This is a genomic window from Bacteroides sp. MSK.18.37 (assembly GCF_019129155.2).
In the GTDB taxonomy this organism is placed as follows: Bacteria; Bacteroidota; Bacteroidia; order Bacteroidales; family Bacteroidaceae; genus Bacteroides; species Bacteroides ovatus.
Map to the genome: position 1 here is coordinate 876,070 of NZ_JAHOIB020000001.1, position 22,382 is coordinate 898,451.

The window sequence follows — 22,382 nt, forward strand, 5'->3', positions numbered from 1 at the left end:
GATTTATGTCACATACCAGACAAGAACAGATGGAAGCCTTTGGACGCTTCCTGGACATTCTCGACGAACTGCGTGTTAAATGTCCCTGGGACCGTAAACAGACGAATGAAAGTCTGCGTCCCAACACCATAGAAGAGACTTACGAACTTTGCGATGCCCTGATGAGGGATGACAAGAAAGAAATCTGCAAAGAGTTGGGAGACGTATTATTGCACGTCGCTTTCTATGCTAAGATAGGCTCGGAAACAGGAGATTTTGACATCAAAGATGTTTGCGACAAGCTGTGCGATAAGCTGATTTTCCGCCATCCGCATGTCTTCGGAGAGGTGAAAGCAGAGACAGCCGGACAAGTTTCCGAGAACTGGGAACAGTTGAAACTTAAAGAGAAAGATGGAAATAAGAGTGTATTAAGCGGTGTGCCCGCTGCCCTGCCCTCGCTTATCAAGGCTTACCGTATTCAGGACAAAGCCCGCAATGTAGGTTTCGACTGGGAAGAACGGGAACAGGTTTGGGATAAAGTGAAAGAAGAAATAGGTGAGTTTCAGGAGGAAGTGGCCAACATGGATAAAGAGAAAGCGGAAGCTGAATTCGGCGACGTAATGTTCAGCCTCATCAATGCGGCACGCCTTTATAAAATCAATCCCGATAATGCACTGGAACTTACCAACCAGAAGTTTATCCGCCGCTTCAATTATCTGGAAGAGCACACCATCAAGGAAGGAAAAAGTCTGAAAGATATGTCTCTCGAAGAGATGGATGCCATTTGGAATGAAGCAAAGAAAAAAGGACTGTAACTTCCTTACCGGCATAAAAAAACAGAGGCTCTATCCCCACCGGACAGAGCCTCCATTTTACTCAAACAGAGCGTCTGTTCATACGAATCAGACGCTCTGTTTTTCTTTATTTCTTCTTTGAATCGTCTCCCTTGTCTTTGCTACGATTCATACCTTTTATCATTTCGCGGTGAAAACGCATCTCTGCACGTTGCACGAGAAAAATCTTCTTGCTTGAAAGAATCTTTTTAAACTTACCCAAATAAGTTTTATCAAGCTGGTCGGCAGCAATACGGTTGTTGGCCACTTTCTCGTTGATTTCTGCATATTGAGCTTCCGTCGTTTTATCATCCTTGCCTTTGCGCATCAAATCCCATGACTCATCATTCAGTTTCTTCTTTTTATCCTGGAGTTCAAAATAAACGGGAAAGAACTTGGCTGCTTCTTCTTTATTCAATCCAGCCTGTTCGATAATGAAAGCTTTTTGTTTTGCCCTGAACTCCTCCCGGGATAAATGCTGATCACATCCATCAGCAGCCCAAAGAACAGGCATAAAGCCACATAACAAAACGACCAATGCGATAAGTTTTCTCATTTTCTGTATTCAATCAGTTTTTATAAATCATTCTACACTTGCGTCACTCAAATAAACATATAACGAATAATCATCCAGCATGGCACGATCCACTGCTACATCAATCATTTCGTCAGATACGACTACTTCAGTATCCACTTCTGTCACCGCTACATCATCTGCTGCAGCAGGTTTATGATCTGTTGACGCTACCCGGATAATCAAGGCCGCCCCTACGAACATAGCTGCCATATAGAGCAATGGTTTCAGTCTTGTCCATGTGCTGACAGGTTCTTCCTTAAAAGCAACTTTCTCTTTTTCAGGAAGTTTATTCATTACCTCCGAAGTCAGGTTCTCAAAGTAACCATCGGGCACTTTGAAGGAATTTTCCTTTCCAAGCTTCTTCAATAAAATATCTTCTTCTTTCATACGTTTTTCTCCTCTCTTTTCATTAGACAGTGTCTCATTTAAAAGGTTTAATCTATTTCTTCTAAAAACTTCTCAATTTTCTTCACCGCATGATGATAAGATGCTTTCAGTGCACCGACCGACGTGCCGAAGATTTCCGACATCTCTTCGTACTTCATTTCCTGATAGTATTTCAGGTTGAACACCATACGCTGCTTTTCGGGCAAAGTCTGCAGGGCTTTTTGCAAGCACACCTGTATCTTGTCGCCCGAAAAGTAGGCGTCACTTTCCAGCTTTTGCACAACTACTGCTTCGGGATCGTCAATATCCACGGTAGTCATGGCACGCTGCTTATTCAGAAAGGTAAGACACTCATTCAGCGCGATGCGATAGAGCCAGGTCGACAGCTTCGCCTCGGCACGGAAATAATCGATATTCGTCCATGCCTTGATGAAAGTGTTTTGCAGGAGATCGTTCGCATCCTCATGCGACAGTACCATCCGGCGGATTTGCCAATACAATTGCTCGCTATACTGCCCCACAATCATTTCAAATCCTTTCCGCTGTGTACTCTCCTCCTGAAGGAGTTTCAGAACTTCGCGTTCGTTATAAGGAATCATAATCTCTCGTATCTGTATGTTTATTTATGGTTTCAAATTCAGGTTATTCATCGCCTCTAGTAAGGACGGATCATATTTATAAATGTCCTCACAATACCTCAAATTATTATCGGCAGACAGATAAACCGTCTGATAATCTATAAATAAAGGTATATATTGTTCCAAACTATAATGTTTCAATTCACGATAAGCCGCACTGATGGGCAGCTTCTTTCCCTCTTCACTCACCGGCTTGATATCCATTGCAATACGAATACGGTCTTCCAACAATTCATCCGGCTCTTTCAACAGGAAGAACGCGAAGTCGAGTGCTTTTTGAAGACGGACGCAACCGTGGCTCACCGCACGATTATTCCGTGTAAAAGCCCACCGTGACGGAGTGTCATGCAGATATACGGAATGAGGATTGGGAAAACGGAAGATGATACGTCCCAAGGAATTCCCTGTTTTGTTGTCCTGCTTCACCGTATAAGGTACGCCACTTCCTGCATACTTCGCCCATTTAATACTGTGGGGATCTACCTGGAGTCCATTCTTATCGTATACCTTCATGCGGTTACGGGTAAAATACGTCGTATCTCTGCGGTAAGTAGGAATGATCTCTTTCCGAATTATGCTTTGAGGCACATTCCAGTAAGGATTCAGTTCCATATAATAAATCCTGCTTGACAATAGAGGAGTTTTATTCTTCACAGTCCCTACACAAATACGCATCTCCAGAATAGAGTCTGTTTCTTCGTTGACAGCCTGCAACATAAATGCCGCCACATTGGCTATCACATATTTCTGTCCTTTATCCAATGCATATTGCCAACGTGCCCGCTCCATGTTTACCAATAGGCGGTCGCGATAATAATCCGTAGTATCTGTCACTCCCCAGCCATTCACACGAACCAGTTCTTCCTGCATCTTATGATAAAGCGGAGAAGAGGGTTGCGCCCTACGAAAAGCGGCGTTAGGATTTGCACGCAAAGAGTCGAGAGCAGCCATCGCAAATTTCACATCACATTGTTTCAAAGGAATGTGGTCGATCGAATCATTCCATCTGCGCGCCGAAGGCAGGAATCCAAACTTCAATTGACACACATACGAGAGATAGGCGGCTGTCAACTGATATTCCACGTCTGCCAGCAGGCGGTTCATCGTCTTCCCTTCGCGCAGCTTCAAGGTTCGTATCTGTTGCAATTCCTCACGGATGCTATCGACAGGATACAGATTCGGATTAACTCCATGTTGTGAAATGTTTTCTAACCAGAATAACATCGAGTCTGCCACCTGTACGGCAGGTTTATCGGATATGAGAGAATCGTTCAGCCAAAAGAATTCATCCTTTTCCTGATAATGTGCCAGCAAAACCGAATCCCAGGGAGTTACCGGATTCTCGTTCAGGCCAATACGAATCATCTGATGAATGCTGTCTGCATTTATTTGATAAGCAGGATGGAACAGTTCCCGGAGGGAAGACAAAGAATCCGGTATCGGAGATTGAGGTTTCTCTTTTTTACAGGCTGCCAGGCAACCGAAGAGCAGGATGATTACTCCCCAGAGCAGTCGACTACTTTTCATAGACAGTCCCTCCATCAACGTCAATACACAAATTTTCTTTCGCTAAAATGGTTTGTGGAAAAATGGCAGACGCTTCATGAAGTAAGACAGATTCATCTTCATAACGGGCGGAAAAATGTCCGATCACCAGTTGTCTCACATTGGCATCCAAAGCAAGCTGCGCAGCTTGCGCAGCAGTGGTATGATAAGTTTCCTTAGCGCGTGCCTGTTCGGTCTGTGCAAAGGTGGCCTCATGGAAAAGCAAATCTACATTTTTAATTTGTTCAGCAAGGGACGGACGATAGATTGTATCGGAACAATAAGCATATTTACGCACCGGAGCCGAAGGGCGGGTTAAACGTAAATTAGGTATTACTTCTCCATCGGGAGTTACAAAATCCGCTCCGTTCTTGATGCGGTTCAGTTCATAGACCGGGACTTTATAAAAGTCTACCATGTCCCTGATGATATGATTAGGACGCTGTTTCTCTTCAAAAAGGAAACCACAACAGGGAATTCGATGTTTTAAAGGGATTGTGGTTACAGTCACCGAACGGTCATCGTAAATGAGCATCGGTTCTTTCGTTTCGAATTCATGGAAGAACACCTTATAAGTCAAAGTCTTGCAAAAGAAAGCAAGCATCGGCGCAAACAACTCTTCCAGTCCTCTTGGAGAATGAATATGTAAATCAGCAGTTCTCCCTAATAATCCGAATGTAGAGATCAGTCCCAACAATCCGAAACAATGGTCACCATGTAGATGAGAGATGAAGATATGATTCAATCGGGAAAATTTCAGTCGCGAGCGGCGTAATTGCATCTGTGCTCCCTCGCCACAATCAATCATAAATAGTTTTTCACGCAAGTTTACGACTTGAGAGGTCGCAAAATGTCGCGTAGTAGGCAAAGCAGAACCGCATCCCAATATATGTAACTCAAATTTTTCCATGGTATGCAAAGATAGGACATTTCACATTTAATCTTGCAAAGGAAAAGGAAATATTTCACCCCAGGGTTATACAGATTTTGATAATTTATTTTTAGACATAAGAACAAAAGAACATAAAGGCAGCGCTTTGAAAATTATTTCTGTTGCTTATTGAACTGCTATTTTATTTTTTATTCTTTTGTTCTTATGTCTGAATTAAATTCCCTCTTATCTTCATTTCTTAAATCTGTGGTGAATAAAAAAAGCGCCCCCAAACGGGAGCGCCTTTCATTGGAAAATATTCTATTCAGATTATTTCTTTCCTTCCAACTGTTCTTTCAATGCAGCAAGAGCGTCGATATCGCCCAGCGTAGTTGAAGCAGCCTGGTTCTGGATCATCGGAGAATCTTCTCTCTTGTTGCTAGAAGATGACTTCTTAGCACCAGAAGCAGCTTTCTTTTCTGCTCTTTCTTCAGCCTTAGCTACATCTTCGAAGATACGGCTGTGAGACAGGATGATTCTCTTAGCATCTTTGTTGAACTCGATCACTTTGAATTCAAGTTTCTCATCCAACTGTGCTTGTGAACCGTCTTCTTTTACAAGGTGTTTCGGAGTTGCGAAACCTTCTACACCGTAAGGAAGAGCTACAACAGCACCCTTATCCAACATTTCGATGATTGTACCTTCGTGTACAGAACCTACAGTGAACACAGTTTCGAATACATCCCAAGGATTTTCTTCGAGTTGTTTGTGGCCAAGGCTCAAACGACGGTTTTCTTTGTCGATTTCCAATACCTGAACTTCGATGTCAGCACCAATCTGAGTAAATTCTGATGGGTGTTTTACTTTCTTAGTCCAAGAAAGGTCAGAGATGTGGATCAAGCCGTCAACACCTTCTTCGATTTCTACGAATACACCGAAGTTAGTGAAGTTACGAACTTTTGCAGTATGCTTAGAACCTACAGGATACTTTTCTTCGATAGTTTCCCATGGATCTTGTTTCAGTTGTTTGATACCCAAAGACATCTTACGTTCTTCACGATCAAGTGTCAGCACAACAGCTTCTACTTCGTCGCCTACCTTCATGAAATCTTGTGCAGAACGCAGGTGTTGGCTCCAAGACATTTCTGAAACATGGATCAAACCTTCTACGCCCGGAGCGATTTCGATGAATGCACCGTAGTCAGCCATAACGACCACTTTACCTTTCACCTTGTCACCAACCTTCAAGTCAGTGTCAAGAGCATCCCATGGGTGCGGAGTCAGTTGTTTCAAGCCAAGAGCGATACGTTTCTTTTCATCATCGAAGTCAAGGATAACAACGTTGAGCTTCTGATCCAGTTCAACCACTTCTTTCGGATCGCTAACACGTCCCCAAGAAAGGTCAGTGATGTGGATCAAACCGTCTACGCCGCCAAGGTCGATGAATACACCGTAAGAGGTGATATTTTTAACAGTTCCTTCAAGAACTTGTCCTTTTTCAAGTTTACCGATAATTTCTTTCTTCTGTTGTTCCAGTTCAGCTTCGATAAGAGCCTTGTGAGATACAACAACGTTTTTGAATTCCTGGTTGATTTTAACCACTTTGAATTCCATTGTTTTGCCAACGAATACATCATAGTCGCGGATCGGTTTAACGTCGATCTGAGAACCCGGCAAGAATGCTTCGATTCCGAATACGTCTACGATCATACCACCCTTAGTGCGGCACTTGATGTAACCCTTGATAATTTCTTCATTTTCCAGAGCAGCGTTAACGCGATCCCAAGAACGAGTAGCGCGAGCTTTTCTGTGTGACAGAACGAGCTGTCCTTTTTTGTCTTCCTGATTTTCGATGTATACTTCTACAGTATCACCGATCTTCAGATCCGGATTGTAACGGAACTCATTCAATGGGATGATACCGTCTGATTTGTAACCGATGTTCACAACTACTTCACGCTTGTTCATTGCGATTACGGTTCCGTCAACAACCTCACGGTCGTTCACTTTGTTAAGCGTACCGTCGTAAGCTTTTTCCAGTTCATCGTGGCTAACGTTGGTTACTGTTTCGCCATTTTCATAAGCATCCCAGTTGAAATCTTCAATAGGAGCTACGTTCTTTAAGTTTTCCATTAATAAATAAATTGTTTAATACTTTAATTAAATAAGACATTATATTATCTATAAATCGGGCGCAAAGGTAGGAATATTTTCTTGATTGACAAAAGAATGGCAGAAGAAAAGAGAATTATATCCGTATTTTTTGTAATATTGCAATCTTTAATTTATACAGTTTTTGCCATGGACGAGAGATTGGACAAAGTCAAGGTGCAATGCGACTATTTACCGCTTATTAATTTTGCGATACAACAAAACGGTGCATCAATCATTCATCAGCTTTCTATTGAGAATACAACGCCTGCCCCGCTGAAGGACATTCAGGTACAAATCACGACAGAACCGACTTTCGGAAACGCCGCTCCAATAGCTGTGGCACAGATTCCGCCCAATGAATCGATATGCCTGTCGTCATTCAATCTCACTTTGTCCGCCAACTATTTCACACAGCTGACCGAACGTTTATCCGGCAATCTGAAAATTGAAATTACTTCCGAAGTAGAATCCGTATTCTGCCAAACCTACCCTATCGACATTCTGGCATACGACCAATGGGGAGGGCTCAATGTATTGCCCGAAATGCTGGCCGCTTTCATCACCCCCAATCATACAGCTATTGTGCCGATCATTAAGAGAGCCGCTTCCATCCTGGGACAATGGACTGATAATCCGTCCCTCGACGAATATCAAAGCCGCACTCCGGACCGGGTAAGGAAACAGATGGCCGCCATCTACACGGCTATCACGGAACAACAGATTATATACAGCACCATCCCCGCCAGCTTCGAGGAATATGGGCAACGTGTACGGCTAGCCGACTCCGTAATGGCACAAAAACTGGGAACCTGTCTGGATATGGCCTTGCTCTATGCTTCCTGCCTGGAAGCAATCGGTCTGAATGCACTCATTATCATCACTCAAGGGCATGCTTTTGCGGGAGCCTGGCTAGTGCCGGAGACTTTTCCGGATCCTACCATTGACGATGTTTCCCTGTTAACCAAACGGACAGCCGAAGGAATCTACGACATTACCTTAGTTGAAACGACCTGCATGAACATGGGCCATTCGTCCGATTTCGACGATGCTGTGAAGAAAGCGAACGGAAAGTTGACGGATGGAAACAGTTTCATTCTTGCCATAGATGTGAAAAGAGCGAGACATTCGGGCATCCGCCCCATCCCCCAACGCATTTTGCATGGACAGGTATGGGAAGTAGAAGAAAAGGAGACCGACATTCAAAAAAGTGCCGTTCATGCCACTCCGCAAAGTATCAATCCGTATGATTTATCGGGCAATGAAACCCAGACCGTAATCACCAAACAACTGTTATGGGAAAGACGGTTGCTGGATTTAAGCCTGCGCAACAACCTGCTGAATATCCGGATTACCAAAAACACGCTCCAACTCATCCCGGCTAATCTATCCTGTCTGGAAGATGCATTGGCCGACGGAGAAGAATTCCGCATCCTCCACCGCCCTGCCGATTGGGAAAGTCCGGCGATGGACTTCGGGATTTATTCCTCCATACCGGAGTCTGATCCCATGGTTGGTTTCATCAACTCGGAACTTTCACAGAAAAGGTTACGTTTCTATCTGCCCGAAAACGATTTAGGTAAGGCACTGACTCACTTATACCGCTCTTCGCGTACTTCTATCGAAGAGAATGGAGCCAACACACTCTATCTGGCTCTCGGACTTTTGAAATGGTACGAGACACCTTCCAGCGAACGTCCCCGCTATGCCCCCATCTTGCTATTACCGGTTGAAATTATCCGTAAATCGGCAGCCAAAGGTTACGTAATCCGTTCCCGGGAAGAAGAAACAATGATGAACATCACCTTATTGGAAATGCTTCGCCAAAACTTCGGAATCACCATATCAGGATTGGACCCGTTGCCTACCGACGAAAGCGGCGTAAACGTCAAGCTGATCTATTCCATTATCCGCAACAGCATTAAGAACCAGCGTAAATGGGACGTGGAAGAGCAAGCGATTCTGGGCATCTTCTCTTTCAACAAGTTCATCATGTGGAATGATATTCACAACAATGCCAACAAACTGATTCAGAACAAGATTGTGTCCAGCCTCATCAACGGAAAGATAGAATGGGAAGCCGCCACAGAGGAAATAGATGCAACGGATATGGACAAACAAGTGTCGCCCGCAGACATTGTATTACCCATCATCGCCGATTCTTCGCAACTGGAAGCCATCTACGAAGCCGTACACGACAAGACTTTCATCCTGCACGGGCCTCCGGGAACAGGAAAATCGCAAACGATTACCAATATTATCGCCAACGCGCTTTACAAAGGAAAACGTGTTTTATTTGTAGCGGAAAAGATGGCTGCCCTCTCCGTTGTGCAAAACAGATTGGCAGCTATCGGGCTGGCTCCGTTCTGTCTGGAAATTCATTCCAACAAAACAAAGAAATCCGCCGTTATCTCTCAACTGAAAGAAACCACGGAAATTATCAGGCAGACACCTCCCGAAGAATTCAGAAAGGAAGCGGAACGCCTGCTGAATTTACGGGCGGAATTGAATCAATATATCGAAGCCCTGCATAAAGAATACCCGTTCGGAGTTTCATTATATGACGCCATTATTCATTATCAATCCGTGGACGTCGAATCTTGTTTTGATATTCCACAAGCTTATCTGGATACATTAGATAAAGACACATTTGCCCAATGGGAAGATGCCATCGAGCTGCTAGTCCGGACGGCCAATGCGTGTGGACATCCTTACCAGCATCCATTAACCGGTATCTCGATTACCGAATATTCATCAGCCGTTAAGGAGGGATCCTCCCAACTGCTCACCGGATTTATCGACCTGTTGACCACCATCCGGCAGAAGCTGGATGTATTCTCCATACTTCTAAAAGATACGGATATACACCCTACACGCAAGGATTTCCAGACAATCTCCCACATCATCCGGAGAATACTCGACATTCCGGAACTGACTCCCGGATTGCTGACTTTGCCATTGCTCAACGAAACACTGAATGAATACCGGGAAGTAGTGGTTCACGGACGGAAACGGGATGAACAAAGGAAAGAGATAGAAACCGGATTCACCCAAGAAATCCTGTCCATCAACGCAAAGCAGATGTTAGCCGAATGGAACCGGGTATCCGATCAATGGTTCCTTCCCAGATATTTCGGACAACGGAAAATCAGAAAGGCAATCAACGTATATGCTTTAAAAACGATTGAAACAGAAGACATCAAACCTCTGCTCCACCGCATTATCCGGTATCAGGAAGAAGCAGAAGCCGTCCGGAAATACATCGGGCAACTTCCCTCCCTATTCGGACGCCCCGGCAAGAACGAGGATTGGAACACCATTGAGCAGATAATCGACGACATGACTTCCCTTCATTCGCATTTGTTGAACTACGCAAAAGACATTGCCAAAGTTTCGCAAATCAAGCAGAATTTGTCCGTACAACTCACAGAAGGAATTCAAACATTCAGAGACATCCATGCTCATTCTTTCAATGAACTGTATCAGCTCGCAGATACACTCACAGCCACCGAAAAGAAATTGTCCGGCATGCTGGGTATCTCGATCGAAGAACTTTATACCGATTCAGCCGACTGGATAACGATTGCCTTGTCAAAAGCCCGAACCTGGAAAGAGAACCTCGACAAGCTCAAGGACTGGTATCAGTGGCTACAAGCCTACCAAACCCTGCATAGTCTGGGAATAGGATTTATCGCGACGGAATATAAAGAAAAGAATATTCCTACCAGCCAACTTACAGACAGCTTCCGCAAGAGTTTCTATCAGGCGGCTATCCGGTATATCATTGCCAAAGAGCCGACTTTGGAATTATTCAACGGTAAGATATTCAATGATATCATTGCTAAATACAAACAAATATCCGCCAAATTCGAAGAAACGACCCAAAGAGAATTATTTGCCCGGTTGGCCTCCAACATTCCGTCTTTCACTCACGAAGCCATCCAAAGTTCCGAAGTGGGTATCCTTCAAAAGAATATCCGCAACAATGCCCGCGGCATATCTATTCGCAAGCTATTCGACCAAATTCCCACTTTGTTGTCGCGCATGTGCCCGTGTATGCTGATGAGTCCTCTTTCCGTCGCTCAATTCATCGATACGGACGCTGATAAATTTGATTTGATTGTCTTTGATGAAGCCTCACAGATGCCTACTTATGAAGCGGTGGGCGCCATTGCACGGGGTAAAAACGTCATTATCGTAGGCGACCCGAAACAAATGCCTCCTACCAGTTTCTTCTCGGTCAACACCATTGATGAAGACAACATTGAAATGGAAGATTTGGAGAGTATCCTTGACGACTGTCTCGCTCTGTCTATCCCTTCCAAATATTTATTATGGCACTACCGAAGCAAACATGAGAGCCTCATCGCTTTCAGCAACTCCGAATATTACGATAACAAACTGATGACTTTCCCCTCACCGGACAACATTGAATCGAAAGTCAGGATAGTCAACATCAACGGTTACTATGATAAAGGCAAGTCGCGCCAGAACCGGGCGGAAGCTCAAGCTGTGGTGGACGAAATAGCCAGAAGATTGAGAAGCGAGGAATTAAGAAAGAAAAGTATCGGTGTAGTCACTTTCAGCATTGTCCAACAAGCCTTGATAGAAGACCTATTATCCGACCTTTTTATCTTTTACCCCGAACTGGAAACTCTTGCGCTGGAATGCGACGAACCGTTATTTATCAAGAATCTGGAGAATGTGCAGGGAGACGAACGCGATGTTATTCTCTTCTCTGTGGGCTATGGCCCGGATGCAGAAGGGCGCGTCAGCATGAATTTCGGACCACTGAACCGGGCAGGCGGCGAAAGAAGATTGAATGTAGCCGTTTCCCGTGCCCGGTATGAGATGATTATCTATTCCACCCTAAGGTCGGAGATGATCGACCTGAACCGGACTTCTTCTATTGGAGTAGCCGGACTAAAACGTTTCCTCGAATATGCGGAGAAGGGAACCCGAAGCACCATCAGCAGTGTGCCAAGACAACTGTCGGAAGCAACAGCCTCCATCGAAACGATCATTGCCGACAGACTGCGCTCATTGGGTTACACCGTGCATACAGACATAGGTTGCTCCGGATACAAGATAGACATAGGTATCGTCGACACCGAAAATACCTCTAAATATCAGTTAGGTATTATCTGCGACGGCAAAAACTACAAACGTACCAAGACCGCACGTGACCGGGAAATTGTGCAGAATAATGTATTGAAAGCACTCGGATGGGACATCTACCGGATATGGACAATGGACTGGTGGGAAAAGCCGGACGAAGTAATAGCAACTATCCAAGAGGCTATCGCCCGAAAAAAGAGTTCAAAGGTCGGCTCTATGACAACAGCCGGAATTAACTCAACTCCGACAGAAGTGGCAGCACCTGCACCGACGGCACAGATAACCAACAATGAAATTTCATTCGTGCTCAAGGCATCGCCTGCTGCCCCTGAAAAGCAAGCTGCTTCCGTTCTTTCTACGCAAAACCGGATAGAACAAAAGTACAAGTTTGCAAAGATTACCCCATACAGTTATTCACCGGAAGACTTTTTCTTTACGGACAGTTACTCTATCCTCCTCTCCCAAATACGGAAGATTATGGAAAGCGAGGCGCCAATCAGTAAATCCCTGCTCTGTAAGAAAATCCTGTCCGAATGGGGAATCAGCCGCTTGGGAACACGGGTAGAGGCACAGATAGAAACAGCACTCGACACATTGAATATCTATCGCACAGAATACGAAGGACTTGTCTTCTGCTGGAACGACAAAGAGCAATGCGCTTCCTATTCAATCTATCGCCCGGTTTCCGACCGGGAAGCGACAGACATACCACCTGAAGAGATAGCCAATGCCATCCGGCAACTATTGACCGACTCCATCAGCCTGCCTGCGGCAGATTTGATAAAAGCATGCGCACAACAGTTCGGCTTTGCCCGTATGGGATCGAACATAGACGCTGCCATGCAAAGAGGTATTCGCGAAGCAGTGAAAAGACATTACGCCAAGATAGAAAATGAACGGGTAACGATTGCCAATTAGATTAATACCCTTTCTCCAAACATTTCAAACGGTTAATAGAATCGGATACATACGCATTGTCCGGTTCTATTGACCGCCAATAACAAAGTTCTCCAATCAGCCGTTTCAGATAGACAGGATCACTCGAGCCAATCCGGCGCTGATGTTCCGCCAAGCCTTTTGTCAGGATAAAATAGACATTCTTCCGGATCTCTCTCTTTCTGGCTTTAGGGATTGTCAGTTTCGCACCGGAAGAAACAGATACTCCTGTAATAATCTTCCTGCCATACTCATTGATAAAACGGGTCTTCTTATGATTCGGTTCGAATTTCTCATCACGGATGATTTGTTTGATCCGGGGAATGATTTGTTCTTTGGGAAACACATCTCCCGAAAAAGTCAGGTCATCGGCATAACGGGTATAAGCCAGTCCGTATTCCGCTGCCAGTGCCGCCAATTTCTTATCCATCTCATACCCCACGATATTGCTTAACGCCGGACTTGTAGGCGCTCCCTGCGGCAAGTGCCTGTACAAGCAGCACAACACTCCCAATACCTTAGACACATTTTCCGGATAACCAATCTTCTCAAATGTCTTTTTCACCCTCCGGCTCCGTATCGAAAAGAAAAAATCATGAATATCCATTTTCAAGACATACCGTTTTCCCAGATGGGGACTGGCATTATCAACCACAGAATGACCGCTCCGGAAACCTACTGCCGCCGGATAAATCATTGTCACAGATGATAATATTCGAGAATTAATAGTGGTTTGAATAGATTGTAATTCTTTGTCAGGAGCAGAAATCATCCGATAACCTCCCTTTCTTTTTCTCATCCAGAACTCCCGGTAATGTTCGGAAACATCCCGTAGAATTTCCTTCAACCGTGCCGTTTCCACTCCCAACAAGTTGGCGCACCAAACAACAGCCGATTCATCAAACTTTTGAACATACTGCGTTCTCGGAACAGTTCCCCCCAAAGCATGCCTAAGCCAGGCTCCGTGTTCCCATTTTACCTTAGTAGTCTTTTCTTCCTTACCACTGCTTGTTGCTTTCCATCTTTTATACCCCTCCTGTTTCCTGCTTGAAGAAATTATCTTATAAACAAGGAAAGCGGTGATAACAATGATCGTTATTAAAATTCCGTCCATTTTGTATATGCATATAAAAAAGAGAGAAGAGAGGATGAGTTATTTACTAAAATAAATTTAGGTATTTATACCTTAGAATTTATTTTCTAGGAAAATACCTGTGCTTATGAGGCGACTACACCTCTTTGATGCTAAATTCTGCCCTCATCCTCTCTTATACAAAGATAACTAAAATCTTTCGATAAAACAACCGGAACGAAGAAAACTATCGGTTGAACAACTCAAACGTGAACTTACAGCCTATTCCTCCAAATTTCCAGTTTTCGCTACTCACAAAAACTCCTACGTCGAAAATATGCGTACCGATGCCATATCCTACTTCCAGATAAGGTTGAAGGTGCGGCATAGAGAGGGCACTGATATAAATACGTTCATTCTGCACATAACGGGTATACTTCATCAGATGCCGGAGAATAAGGAACGGAGCTTCGTAGGTGAAATGCCCCCTTACATAACGGCGGGAGGAGTTATACCAACGTGAGTCAAGCACCTGAAATACTCCGCCGATTTCATCATTCCAACCTACGGGAAGATTATGGCGGGAGAAATTGGCAAAGTCCACAAAATACAACTCATCCTGATTGGTGAATGCTCCGAATCCGAAACGATAATAAATATTACGCATCAATCCCAACCGGATTTGATGCTGAAGGTCAAACTCTATTCTTTCATATTCACCCGTACTCTTGAACACTCCTTTAATACCTCGTTCATAATCGACCGAGAAAGTCGGGTATAAAGAATGGAGGTTAATCTTTCGCTTTCCGTTCATATAATAATAGAGTCCCGGAGTCCACTCTATCCGGATGCGGGGAGCAAAACTGATATAAGTGTTCTTGAATTTATCCATAAATTCCGGGGGCGGCATCGGATAATCACCGGTAATCACAAAACGGGAAGGCTCTACCGCTGTTCTTTTATGGGCAGAGAAACCCAGACCGATATCCAGTCCGTTGACTACTTCAACGGTATGACGGAAATTGAAATACAAGTCCTTAAAATAATCGAGATGAATTAAATCGAAATTGAAGATACTGTCCGGCATAGCTTTCAGTTCGTCCAGCACTTTACTACTATAAATACGGTTACCGTTACCCACATTCAACCGGAAGAATCCCCGTTTCTGCGGCCAGTATTCAAAATCGGCATTCAATGACCAGTAGAATTCCTTACGCGTAAAGTTGTATCCGAGTTTAGGCACAATGCGAAGTAACTTATCCCCTCTGAAAAGACGGTTATAACGAAAATCCTGTCGATAAGACAAACCATTGCTTCCACTATAACTGAATAAGAGCGGATTGATAAACGGAGAAAATCGCACACTTCCGATATTGGACAAATTGAATTTATAATCTTCTACCATCAAATCACCCATCGTTCCCCAAAAGGCCTGACTCTTGGACGGCTTTTCTACCGTTGTCGTGTCACGTCTAAGCGTATAGTCATGATATAGTTTTTTCTCACTTTCATTCAAAGGAATCGGCCGCATGATAGCAAAGGTAGAGGCGTCCGTCTTATAAGCGTTCGTGTCACACTGTAAAGAGAAAGATTCCGAAAGGTTATATTTTCTCTTCTCTTTCTTGCGCACCTTTTTTTCTTTCAGTTCGATGGATTTATAATCTAAAGAAGCGGTGTAATTACCATCCACCTTATTTCCGAGAAATTTGAAAAGAGCTTCTACGTCATAACGCACCGGCAGGAATTCATTTTTCTTGCCTACATCTCCCATCTGAATCCAACAGGTAAATGTTATCAGCTCCGATCTTCCCGAAAAACGAATTTCACGAACACTCCAAACGTTACTGCTGACCACCATATAGCCACCCACCAACTGATCGCTCTTGGTACGGGGAATAAAACGGATTCGATAATCCAGATTATTAGGGTCTCCCATCACGCTGTCTATTCGGTATTTATAGTATTTCTGTCCGTTTTTAGCCAGTGGTGATAATAAGCGTTCATCGTTCAGCAGAGATGAAGAGTAGATATTTACATTAAAGTATTCTAGCAACCCCGGCAATCCCCTGTTTCCCCTCACTGTTCCCTGGGAGGCTTTTACTTTTTGATCGTAAATATTGGGAGCCGTATAATGAAGATCACTATATGTTTCAAGCAGATATTCGCGAACCCCCTTTTGCAAACGAAACATAGAAGGTACATAACGAAGAATAAAATTCTTCTTCTGAATGTCCATCTTACCTTTTATATATAGGTTCGCACGATAATCGCTGACGATCGTTTCATACAAAGGTGCAAAAGTCATTACACGTTCTATAATGGAGTCGGCGGAGATTTCCTGATGGGTATAAGGATTCATTATATAATTATTGGCTGCCCCCTTTGGTATAAAAGAGAACAGACACAATATGCATCCTATCAATATTTTATCTCTCAATCGTCGTATCTCCTTCATTAACGCAGGCAAATATAAAAAAGAATATCGAAAAGCAATGGAATTAAGCTACTAAAAAGAGTTATCAAGGGCAGGAACCTCTTCATTGGATTAATATAGATATAAGAATAAACAAAAACGACTCATGTTTGAATGCATGAGTCGTTGATTAATAATAGGAGAAAGATTATAATTTCTCTATTTCTTCTTTCGAAATACCCGTAGATTTTATGATAATATCATCAGCTACTCCTAGCTCTTTCAATTTACGGGCTGTTTCTCGTATACCCTTTTGCATTCCTTTTTGTTCTGCAAAATCCAACGTATTAAAATAATCGTTGTAAACTTTCCATTCTTCCTCGTACTGCATTCTTTCCTCTTGGGTCATATTCGCTTTGGAGGCCAACTTTTCTAGTCGTTCAAAAACGGCTTTACGAGCCTTGAAAGGCATTCGATCAAGTGTATCCATGTGCTTTAATATATAAATCCAGCGTTCAAAATCATTTTCACATTCATCCTCTTCTTTATTAAAGTTCGGCAATTCAATAAAGATTTGCCGGAACTTACTGTTGAAAAGCTTACCTGTATCCCTGTCAGAAAGGATAACATCCGTTCTGATTTTAGAGGGTATATCCTTGTCCATCACGAAGTTCATGAAGAACACTCCATACACAGCATCTAATTGAAAGTTCCAAATTCCCTTTCTCGCTTGTTGAGTTATAGCCCTAGAGAGATAGAAGAGGGCACGGTCTTTAAAGTAAGGCTGCTCCCGGTTCTGCATTTCTACGATAATATGCTCCCCTGTATTGGTTCTGCAATATATATCATAGATAAGTCCTCGTTCTGTTTTTACTTCCGGCTGCTGTTCGTTGTTAAGGAACTGAATGTCGGTAATTACATGCTCTCCTACGAGCAAATCATTCAAGAAGTCAATTAACAACTCCTTTTCTACCTCTCTGCCGAATAAAAACTTAAAGCCAAAATCGGTAAAGGGATTGATAAATCTTCCCATTATTATGTTGTGTCTCAATTATAAAACAAAGATAGAGTTTTTTTGTTGAATTTCCTCAAAGATAGGATAAAAGAAAACTTCAATATTCATAACAGTATGGATTTGAACTAATTCATAGTATAGGAGCTTGAACTAAACATTACATAATGAAAAAACTATCTATCATACTATCATTCATTTTAGTAATGTTTTAATTATCACTGTAATATCTATGATAGATAGCTTTAAAAAAATGTATCTATCATACTTTTACCAGTAAAAACGGGTTACCTATCATCTACAAAATAGCCGTATAAATATCCTATAAGCATAAGACGGCTTGTTTTTGTCATAATGAAGCCATATAAATCCGAATATCGCAGCTCAAAAATCCCACTTAAACGGCGATAAGTTTATAGCCCACAAGTGTGTGCTGCATAGCCCGCATATGTAGGCTGTATGGTTTACATGCGTGGGCTGTACGGCACACACTTGTGAACTATAGAAATACTGCCGCTCCCCATAGATAATTAAGCTGTCAAATACAGGTTATCATCCTATAAAGTGTGCATTCGTATGTCTTTAAATGGATTATCTCACCTAATGCTACACTAAAATAGATACAGTATAGGAATGATAGATGTCCCTTTTTACTAATAAAAGTATGATAGATACATTTTTTTAGAGCTATCTATCATACTTATTCTTTTGATAATTAGAATATTATTAAAATGAATGATAGTATGATAGATGTTTTTTCTATTGTGTATGACCGAATCCATACAGTTTCACTCATTTTCGCACTGTTTCATTCATTTCCATACAAATAGAAACTAAACAAATACAAGTCTAATGTATTTCCGCATAAAAAATAGAAAATTCCAATATCGGTTAATATAAGGTATTAGTATATACTAAATGAAAAAGAAAGATGCTTACTCCTACCTTTAATTTTTCCTTTTATTCTTGACAAAGAAGAAAATTGTCGTATCTTTGTGATACTCTTCATATCAACCAGGCAGGGAACCTGCCTCGTTTCGTGGCAGGCATTTTTATGCCTGTCCTGATGCTTCATATGGCGGTTTCGTACCCCCGTGTGGAGTGTTAATGCACCCACTGCCTGGTTGGTGAAGAGTAACGGGAAAGGCGGAACCGCTCTTATTTTATAGAAAATCTTCGCCTACCACCTTATTCATAATTATATTATGGAAACAAAACAAGTTACCGTTCAACCAGCGGTGGGAGGCATGATAAAGGCTTCCAAAGATTCATTTGTTATTCCTAAAGAAGAATTAAAGGATTTCTACCTTAAATTCGCTTTCCTTCTGGACCCGGATTCTTGCTCCGTAAACCGTACCGAATTCGAACTATTAAACATTCTGCTGAAAAACCTAAAAAAAATCCTGGCAGCATTGACTCACCTCAACACCCATCCTTGGGATGAAGGCATTGCAGAAATCCAAATTTCATGCGGTGCTTATTCCATACAAGACAACTTGAGCAAAGAAAAACGTATGCAGATGAACACCTCTACGGGTAAACACCTACAATTTCTCACCCAAATGGCTGTGAGCAGCCCAGTGTTCAAACTGTTATTCAAGAACTATCACAACCATTATATCCAAGTGGAAAGTTTGGTTAAACAGATGGCTAAAGAAATCAACGAACAGCAACAATAAGAATAGAAGTTGGAGAATCAACAGAGGGGGTACTTTTAGAAAAACACATTATTTTTCAAAATACCCCCTCTAAAATAGGGGTACTTTCAGAAAAAACATATAATTTTGCGCCATCAACCGATAAAAAAATAGACCATTTATGTCAAAAATGCGTTTTTTTGCCTTACAAGAGCTTTCCAACCGGAAACCTCTGGAAGTTATTGCCCCTTCCAACAAACTCTCTGATTATTATGGTAGCCACGTGTTCGACCGCAAGAAGATGCAGGAGTATCTTCCCAAAGAAGCTTACAAAGCTGTAACCGACGCTATCGAAAAAGGTACGCCTATCAGCCGTGAAATAGCAGATTTAATTGCTAACGGTATGAAAAGTTGGGCTAAGTCACTCAACGTCACTCACTACACACACTGGTTCCAGCCTCTGACAGACGGAACAGCCGAAAAGCATGACGGCTTTATCGAATTCGGCGAAGATGGCGGAGTGATTGAACGCTTCTCCGGAAAACTACTGATCCAGCAAGAGCCGGATGCTTCTTCTTTCCCTAACGGCGGCATCCGCAACACTTTCGAAGCACGAGGATATACAGCCTGGGATGTTTCTTCACCGGCATTCGTAGTAGATACCACTCTTTGTATCCCCACTATCTTCATTTCTTATACAGGTGAAGCGTTGGATTACAAAACTCCATTGTTGAAAGCACTTGCCGCTGTAGATAAAGCAGCAACGGAAGTCTGTCAGCTATTCGACAAGAACATCACACGCGTATATACCAATTTAGGATGGGAACAGGAATATTTCCTTGTAGACTCCTCCTTATATAATGCACGCCCCGACCTCTGCCTGACAGGACGGACACTGATGGGGCACTCTTCTGCCAAAGACCAACAGTTGGAGGATCATTATTTCGGCTCTATCCCTCCACGTGTCACTGCATTTATGAAAGAACTCGAAATCGAGTGTCACAAACTCGGTATTCCTGCCAAAACCCGTCATAACGAAGTAGCTCCCAACCAATTTGAGTTGGCCCCTATTTTCGAAAACTGTAACCTTGCCAACGATCACAACCAGCTCGTCATGGATTTGATGAAGCGTATCGCCAGGAAGCATCATTTTAATGTACTCCTGCACGAAAAGCCATATAGCGGAGTAAACGGTTCGGGCAAGCACAACAACTGGTCACTCTGCACAGATACCGGTATCAATCTGTTCGCTCCCGGAAAGAATCCGAAAGGCAATATGCTATTCCTCACATTTCTGGTAAACGCCTTAATGATGGTTTATAAAAACCAGGATTTATTGCGTGCCTCCATCATGAGCGCCAGCAACAGCTATCGTTTGGGAGCCAATGAAGCTCCTCCCGCCATCCTCTCTTGCTTTCTGGGTTCACAACTCTCGTCTACTCTCGACGAAATTGTCCGCCAGGTAGGAAATGAGAAAATGACGCCGGAAGAAAAAACCACACTGAAGTTAGGCATCGGACGTATCCCCGAAATTTTACTGGATACCACCGACCGCAACCGTACTTCTCCTTTCGCATTCACCGGAAACCGTTTCGAATTCCGCGCCGCAGGTTCTTCTTCCAACTGTGCTGCCTCTATGATTGCAATCAATGCGGCCATGGCAAACCAGCTGAACGAATTCCGGGCATCGGTAGAAAAGCTGATGGAAGAAGGAGTTGGCAAAGACGAAGCTATCTTCCGCCTGCTGAAAGAAACAATTATCGCCTCCGAACCGATTCGTTTCGAAGGGGACGGTTATTCCGAAGAATGGAAACAAGAAGCTGCACGCCGCGGACTGACTAATATCTGCCACGTACCGGAAGCCCTGATGCACTATATTGATAACCAATCCAAATCAGTACTTATCGGCGAACGTATCTTCAACGAGACCGAATTGAACAGCCGTCTGGAAGTGGAACTGGAGAAATACACCATGAAGGTGCAAATCGAAGGCCGTGTATTGGGCGACCTCGCCATCAATCACATCGTACCAACTGCCGTTGCCTATCAGAACCGTTTGCTCGAAAATCTTCGCGGACTGAAAGAAATATTCCCGGCTGAAGAATATGAAGTATTAAGTGCCGACCGTAAAGAACTGATTCGTGAGATTTCACACCGGGTCACTTCTATCAAAGTACTCGTGCGCGACATGACCGAAGCAAGAAAAGTAGCCAACCACATGGAAAACTACAAAGAAAGGGCATTCGCATACGAAGAAAAAGTACGCCCGTATCTTGACCAAATCCGCGACCACATCGACCACCTGGAGATGGAAGTGGATGACGAAATATGGCCGTTGCCTAAATATAGAGAACTGTTGTTTACCAAATAAAATGTCTGCAAGATTGCACGAAAGCTCCCACTTTTGTGCAATCTTTTTATAGATTCGTTCATTTTCTCATTTTTTCTTTTTACTTTTGTGCTGTATAACACAGTTTTGTAGCACTCATGGTAAAAATGAATATGTCAGACATCGATATTTCGGAACCATTATCCGATATGTTAGCTCCTCTAAACAATGAGCAAAAGGAGTTTCTGATGAATAATTATACGATACAAACCTACAAAAAGAATGAAACCATCTACTGTGAAGGAGAAACGCCACATCATCTGATGTGTCTCATCAGTGGAAAAGTGAAAATCTTCAAAGATGGTGTGGGGGGTAGAAGTCAAATTATCCGCATGATTAAACCACGCGAATACTTTGCATATCGTGCTTATTTTGCCAAACAAGATTTTGTAACTGCCGCAGCAGCTTTCGAACCTTCCGTTGTTTGCCTGATTCCTATGAGTGCCATCACTACGCTGGTTGCCCAAAATAATGACTTGGCCATGTTCTTTATCCGCCAACTTTCCATTGACTTGGGTATCTCTGACGAACGTACCGTTAATCTGACACAAAAACATATTCGCGGACGTTTGGCCGAATCACTCATCTTCCTGAAAGAAAGTTATGGACTGGAAGAAGACGGTTCTACGTTGAGCATTTATCTTTCACGTGAAGATCTGGCAAATCTTTCCAATATGACTACTTCGAACGCTATCCGTACCTTGTCGCAATTCGCTACGGAAAGACTGATTACTATCGACGGAAGAAAAATCAAAATCATCGAAGAAGAAAAGCTGAAGAAAATAAGCAAGATTGGGTAAGAGAGTTTCTGCACCAATCGTTCC

At 43.0% G+C, this 22,382-nt stretch carries 14 protein-coding genes; 5 read left to right on the forward strand and 9 right to left on the reverse strand.

From position 1 onward, the window contains the following. The first annotated feature begins 5 nt into the window (after positions 1-5). Positions 6-794: a nucleoside triphosphate pyrophosphohydrolase gene (gene mazG, locus KSX81_RS03865; RefSeq protein ID WP_008775510.1), complete on the forward strand. Its 789-nt coding sequence runs from the start codon at positions 6-8 to the stop codon at positions 792-794. A gap of 106 nt (positions 795-900) precedes the next feature. Here mazG and KSX81_RS03870 read toward each other — a convergent pair whose 3' ends face one another. From KSX81_RS03870 to rpsA, 6 genes are all read right to left on the reverse strand, one after another. After that, positions 901-1,368 carry a hypothetical protein gene (locus KSX81_RS03870; protein ID WP_004301847.1) on the reverse strand — a complete coding sequence of 156 codons (468 nt, stop codon included), beginning with the start codon at positions 1,366-1,368 and terminating at the stop codon, positions 901-903. Positions 1,369-1,395: 27 nt separating this feature from the next. Further along, complete coding sequence (locus tag KSX81_RS03875; RefSeq protein ID WP_004301846.1) at positions 1,396-1,776, reverse strand: hypothetical protein; 381 nt, start codon at positions 1,774-1,776, stop codon at positions 1,396-1,398. A gap of 47 nt (positions 1,777-1,823) precedes the next feature. Continuing rightward, positions 1,824-2,375: an RNA polymerase sigma factor gene (locus tag KSX81_RS03880; protein ID WP_004301845.1), complete on the reverse strand. Its 552-nt coding sequence runs from the start codon at positions 2,373-2,375 to the stop codon at positions 1,824-1,826. 24 nt (positions 2,376-2,399) lie between these two features. Beyond that, entirely contained in the window at positions 2,400-3,941 is a 1,542-nt protein-coding gene (locus KSX81_RS03885; RefSeq protein ID WP_004301844.1) for a L,D-transpeptidase family protein, read from the reverse strand. Next, positions 3,931-4,869, reverse strand: coding sequence for a ribonuclease Z (locus KSX81_RS03890; protein ID WP_004301843.1), 939 nt, complete (start codon positions 4,867-4,869; stop codon positions 3,931-3,933). Before KSX81_RS03890 ends, KSX81_RS03885 begins: the two co-directional genes overlap by 11 nt. Before the next feature lie 291 nt (positions 4,870-5,160). Then, positions 5,161-6,963, reverse strand: coding sequence for a 30S ribosomal protein S1 (rpsA, locus tag KSX81_RS03895; protein WP_004301842.1), 1,803 nt, complete (start codon positions 6,961-6,963; stop codon positions 5,161-5,163). Between the two features lie 96 nt (positions 6,964-7,059). Here rpsA and KSX81_RS03900 point away from each other — a divergent pair, with 96 nt between their 5' ends. Then, the gene (locus tag KSX81_RS03900; protein ID WP_004301841.1) at positions 7,060-13,017 is read left to right on the forward strand and encodes a DUF3320 domain-containing protein; all 5,958 of its coding nucleotides are present in this window, start codon (positions 7,060-7,062) and stop codon (positions 13,015-13,017) included. A 1-nt stretch (position 13,018) separates the two neighbouring features. On the opposite strand, the gene KSX81_RS03905 is transcribed toward KSX81_RS03900, so the two are convergent. From KSX81_RS03905 to KSX81_RS03915, 3 genes are all read right to left on the reverse strand, one after another. Further along, positions 13,019-14,149, reverse strand: coding sequence for a reverse transcriptase family protein (locus tag KSX81_RS03905; RefSeq protein WP_004301840.1), 1,131 nt, complete (start codon positions 14,147-14,149; stop codon positions 13,019-13,021). A gap of 205 nt (positions 14,150-14,354) precedes the next feature. Continuing rightward, positions 14,355-16,562 carry a DUF5686 family protein gene (locus KSX81_RS03910; protein ID WP_004301839.1) on the reverse strand — a complete coding sequence of 736 codons (2,208 nt, stop codon included), beginning with the start codon at positions 16,560-16,562 and terminating at the stop codon, positions 14,355-14,357. 166 nt (positions 16,563-16,728) lie between these two features. Then, the gene (locus tag KSX81_RS03915) at positions 16,729-17,553 is read right to left on the reverse strand and encodes an Rpn family recombination-promoting nuclease/putative transposase (RefSeq protein ID WP_004301837.1); all 825 of its coding nucleotides are present in this window, start codon (positions 17,551-17,553) and stop codon (positions 16,729-16,731) included. A 1,184-nt stretch (positions 17,554-18,737) separates the two neighbouring features. Between KSX81_RS03915 and KSX81_RS03920 the strand changes: the two genes are divergently transcribed. The 3 genes from KSX81_RS03920 to KSX81_RS03930 all read left to right on the forward strand — a co-directional run bounded on the left by KSX81_RS03920 (position 18,738) and on the right by KSX81_RS03930 (position 22,358). Next, the gene (locus KSX81_RS03920; RefSeq protein ID WP_004301834.1) at positions 18,738-19,211 is read left to right on the forward strand and encodes a hypothetical protein; all 474 of its coding nucleotides are present in this window, start codon (positions 18,738-18,740) and stop codon (positions 19,209-19,211) included. Between the two features lie 139 nt (positions 19,212-19,350). Beyond that, positions 19,351-21,540 (forward strand): glutamine synthetase III, encoded by a 2,190-nt coding sequence (locus tag KSX81_RS03925; RefSeq protein ID WP_004301833.1) that lies wholly within the window; start codon positions 19,351-19,353, stop codon positions 21,538-21,540. Positions 21,541-21,656: 116 nt separating this feature from the next. Continuing rightward, positions 21,657-22,358, forward strand: coding sequence for a Crp/Fnr family transcriptional regulator (locus KSX81_RS03930; RefSeq protein ID WP_004301832.1), 702 nt, complete (start codon positions 21,657-21,659; stop codon positions 22,356-22,358). Positions 22,359-22,382: the final 24 nt, after the last annotated feature.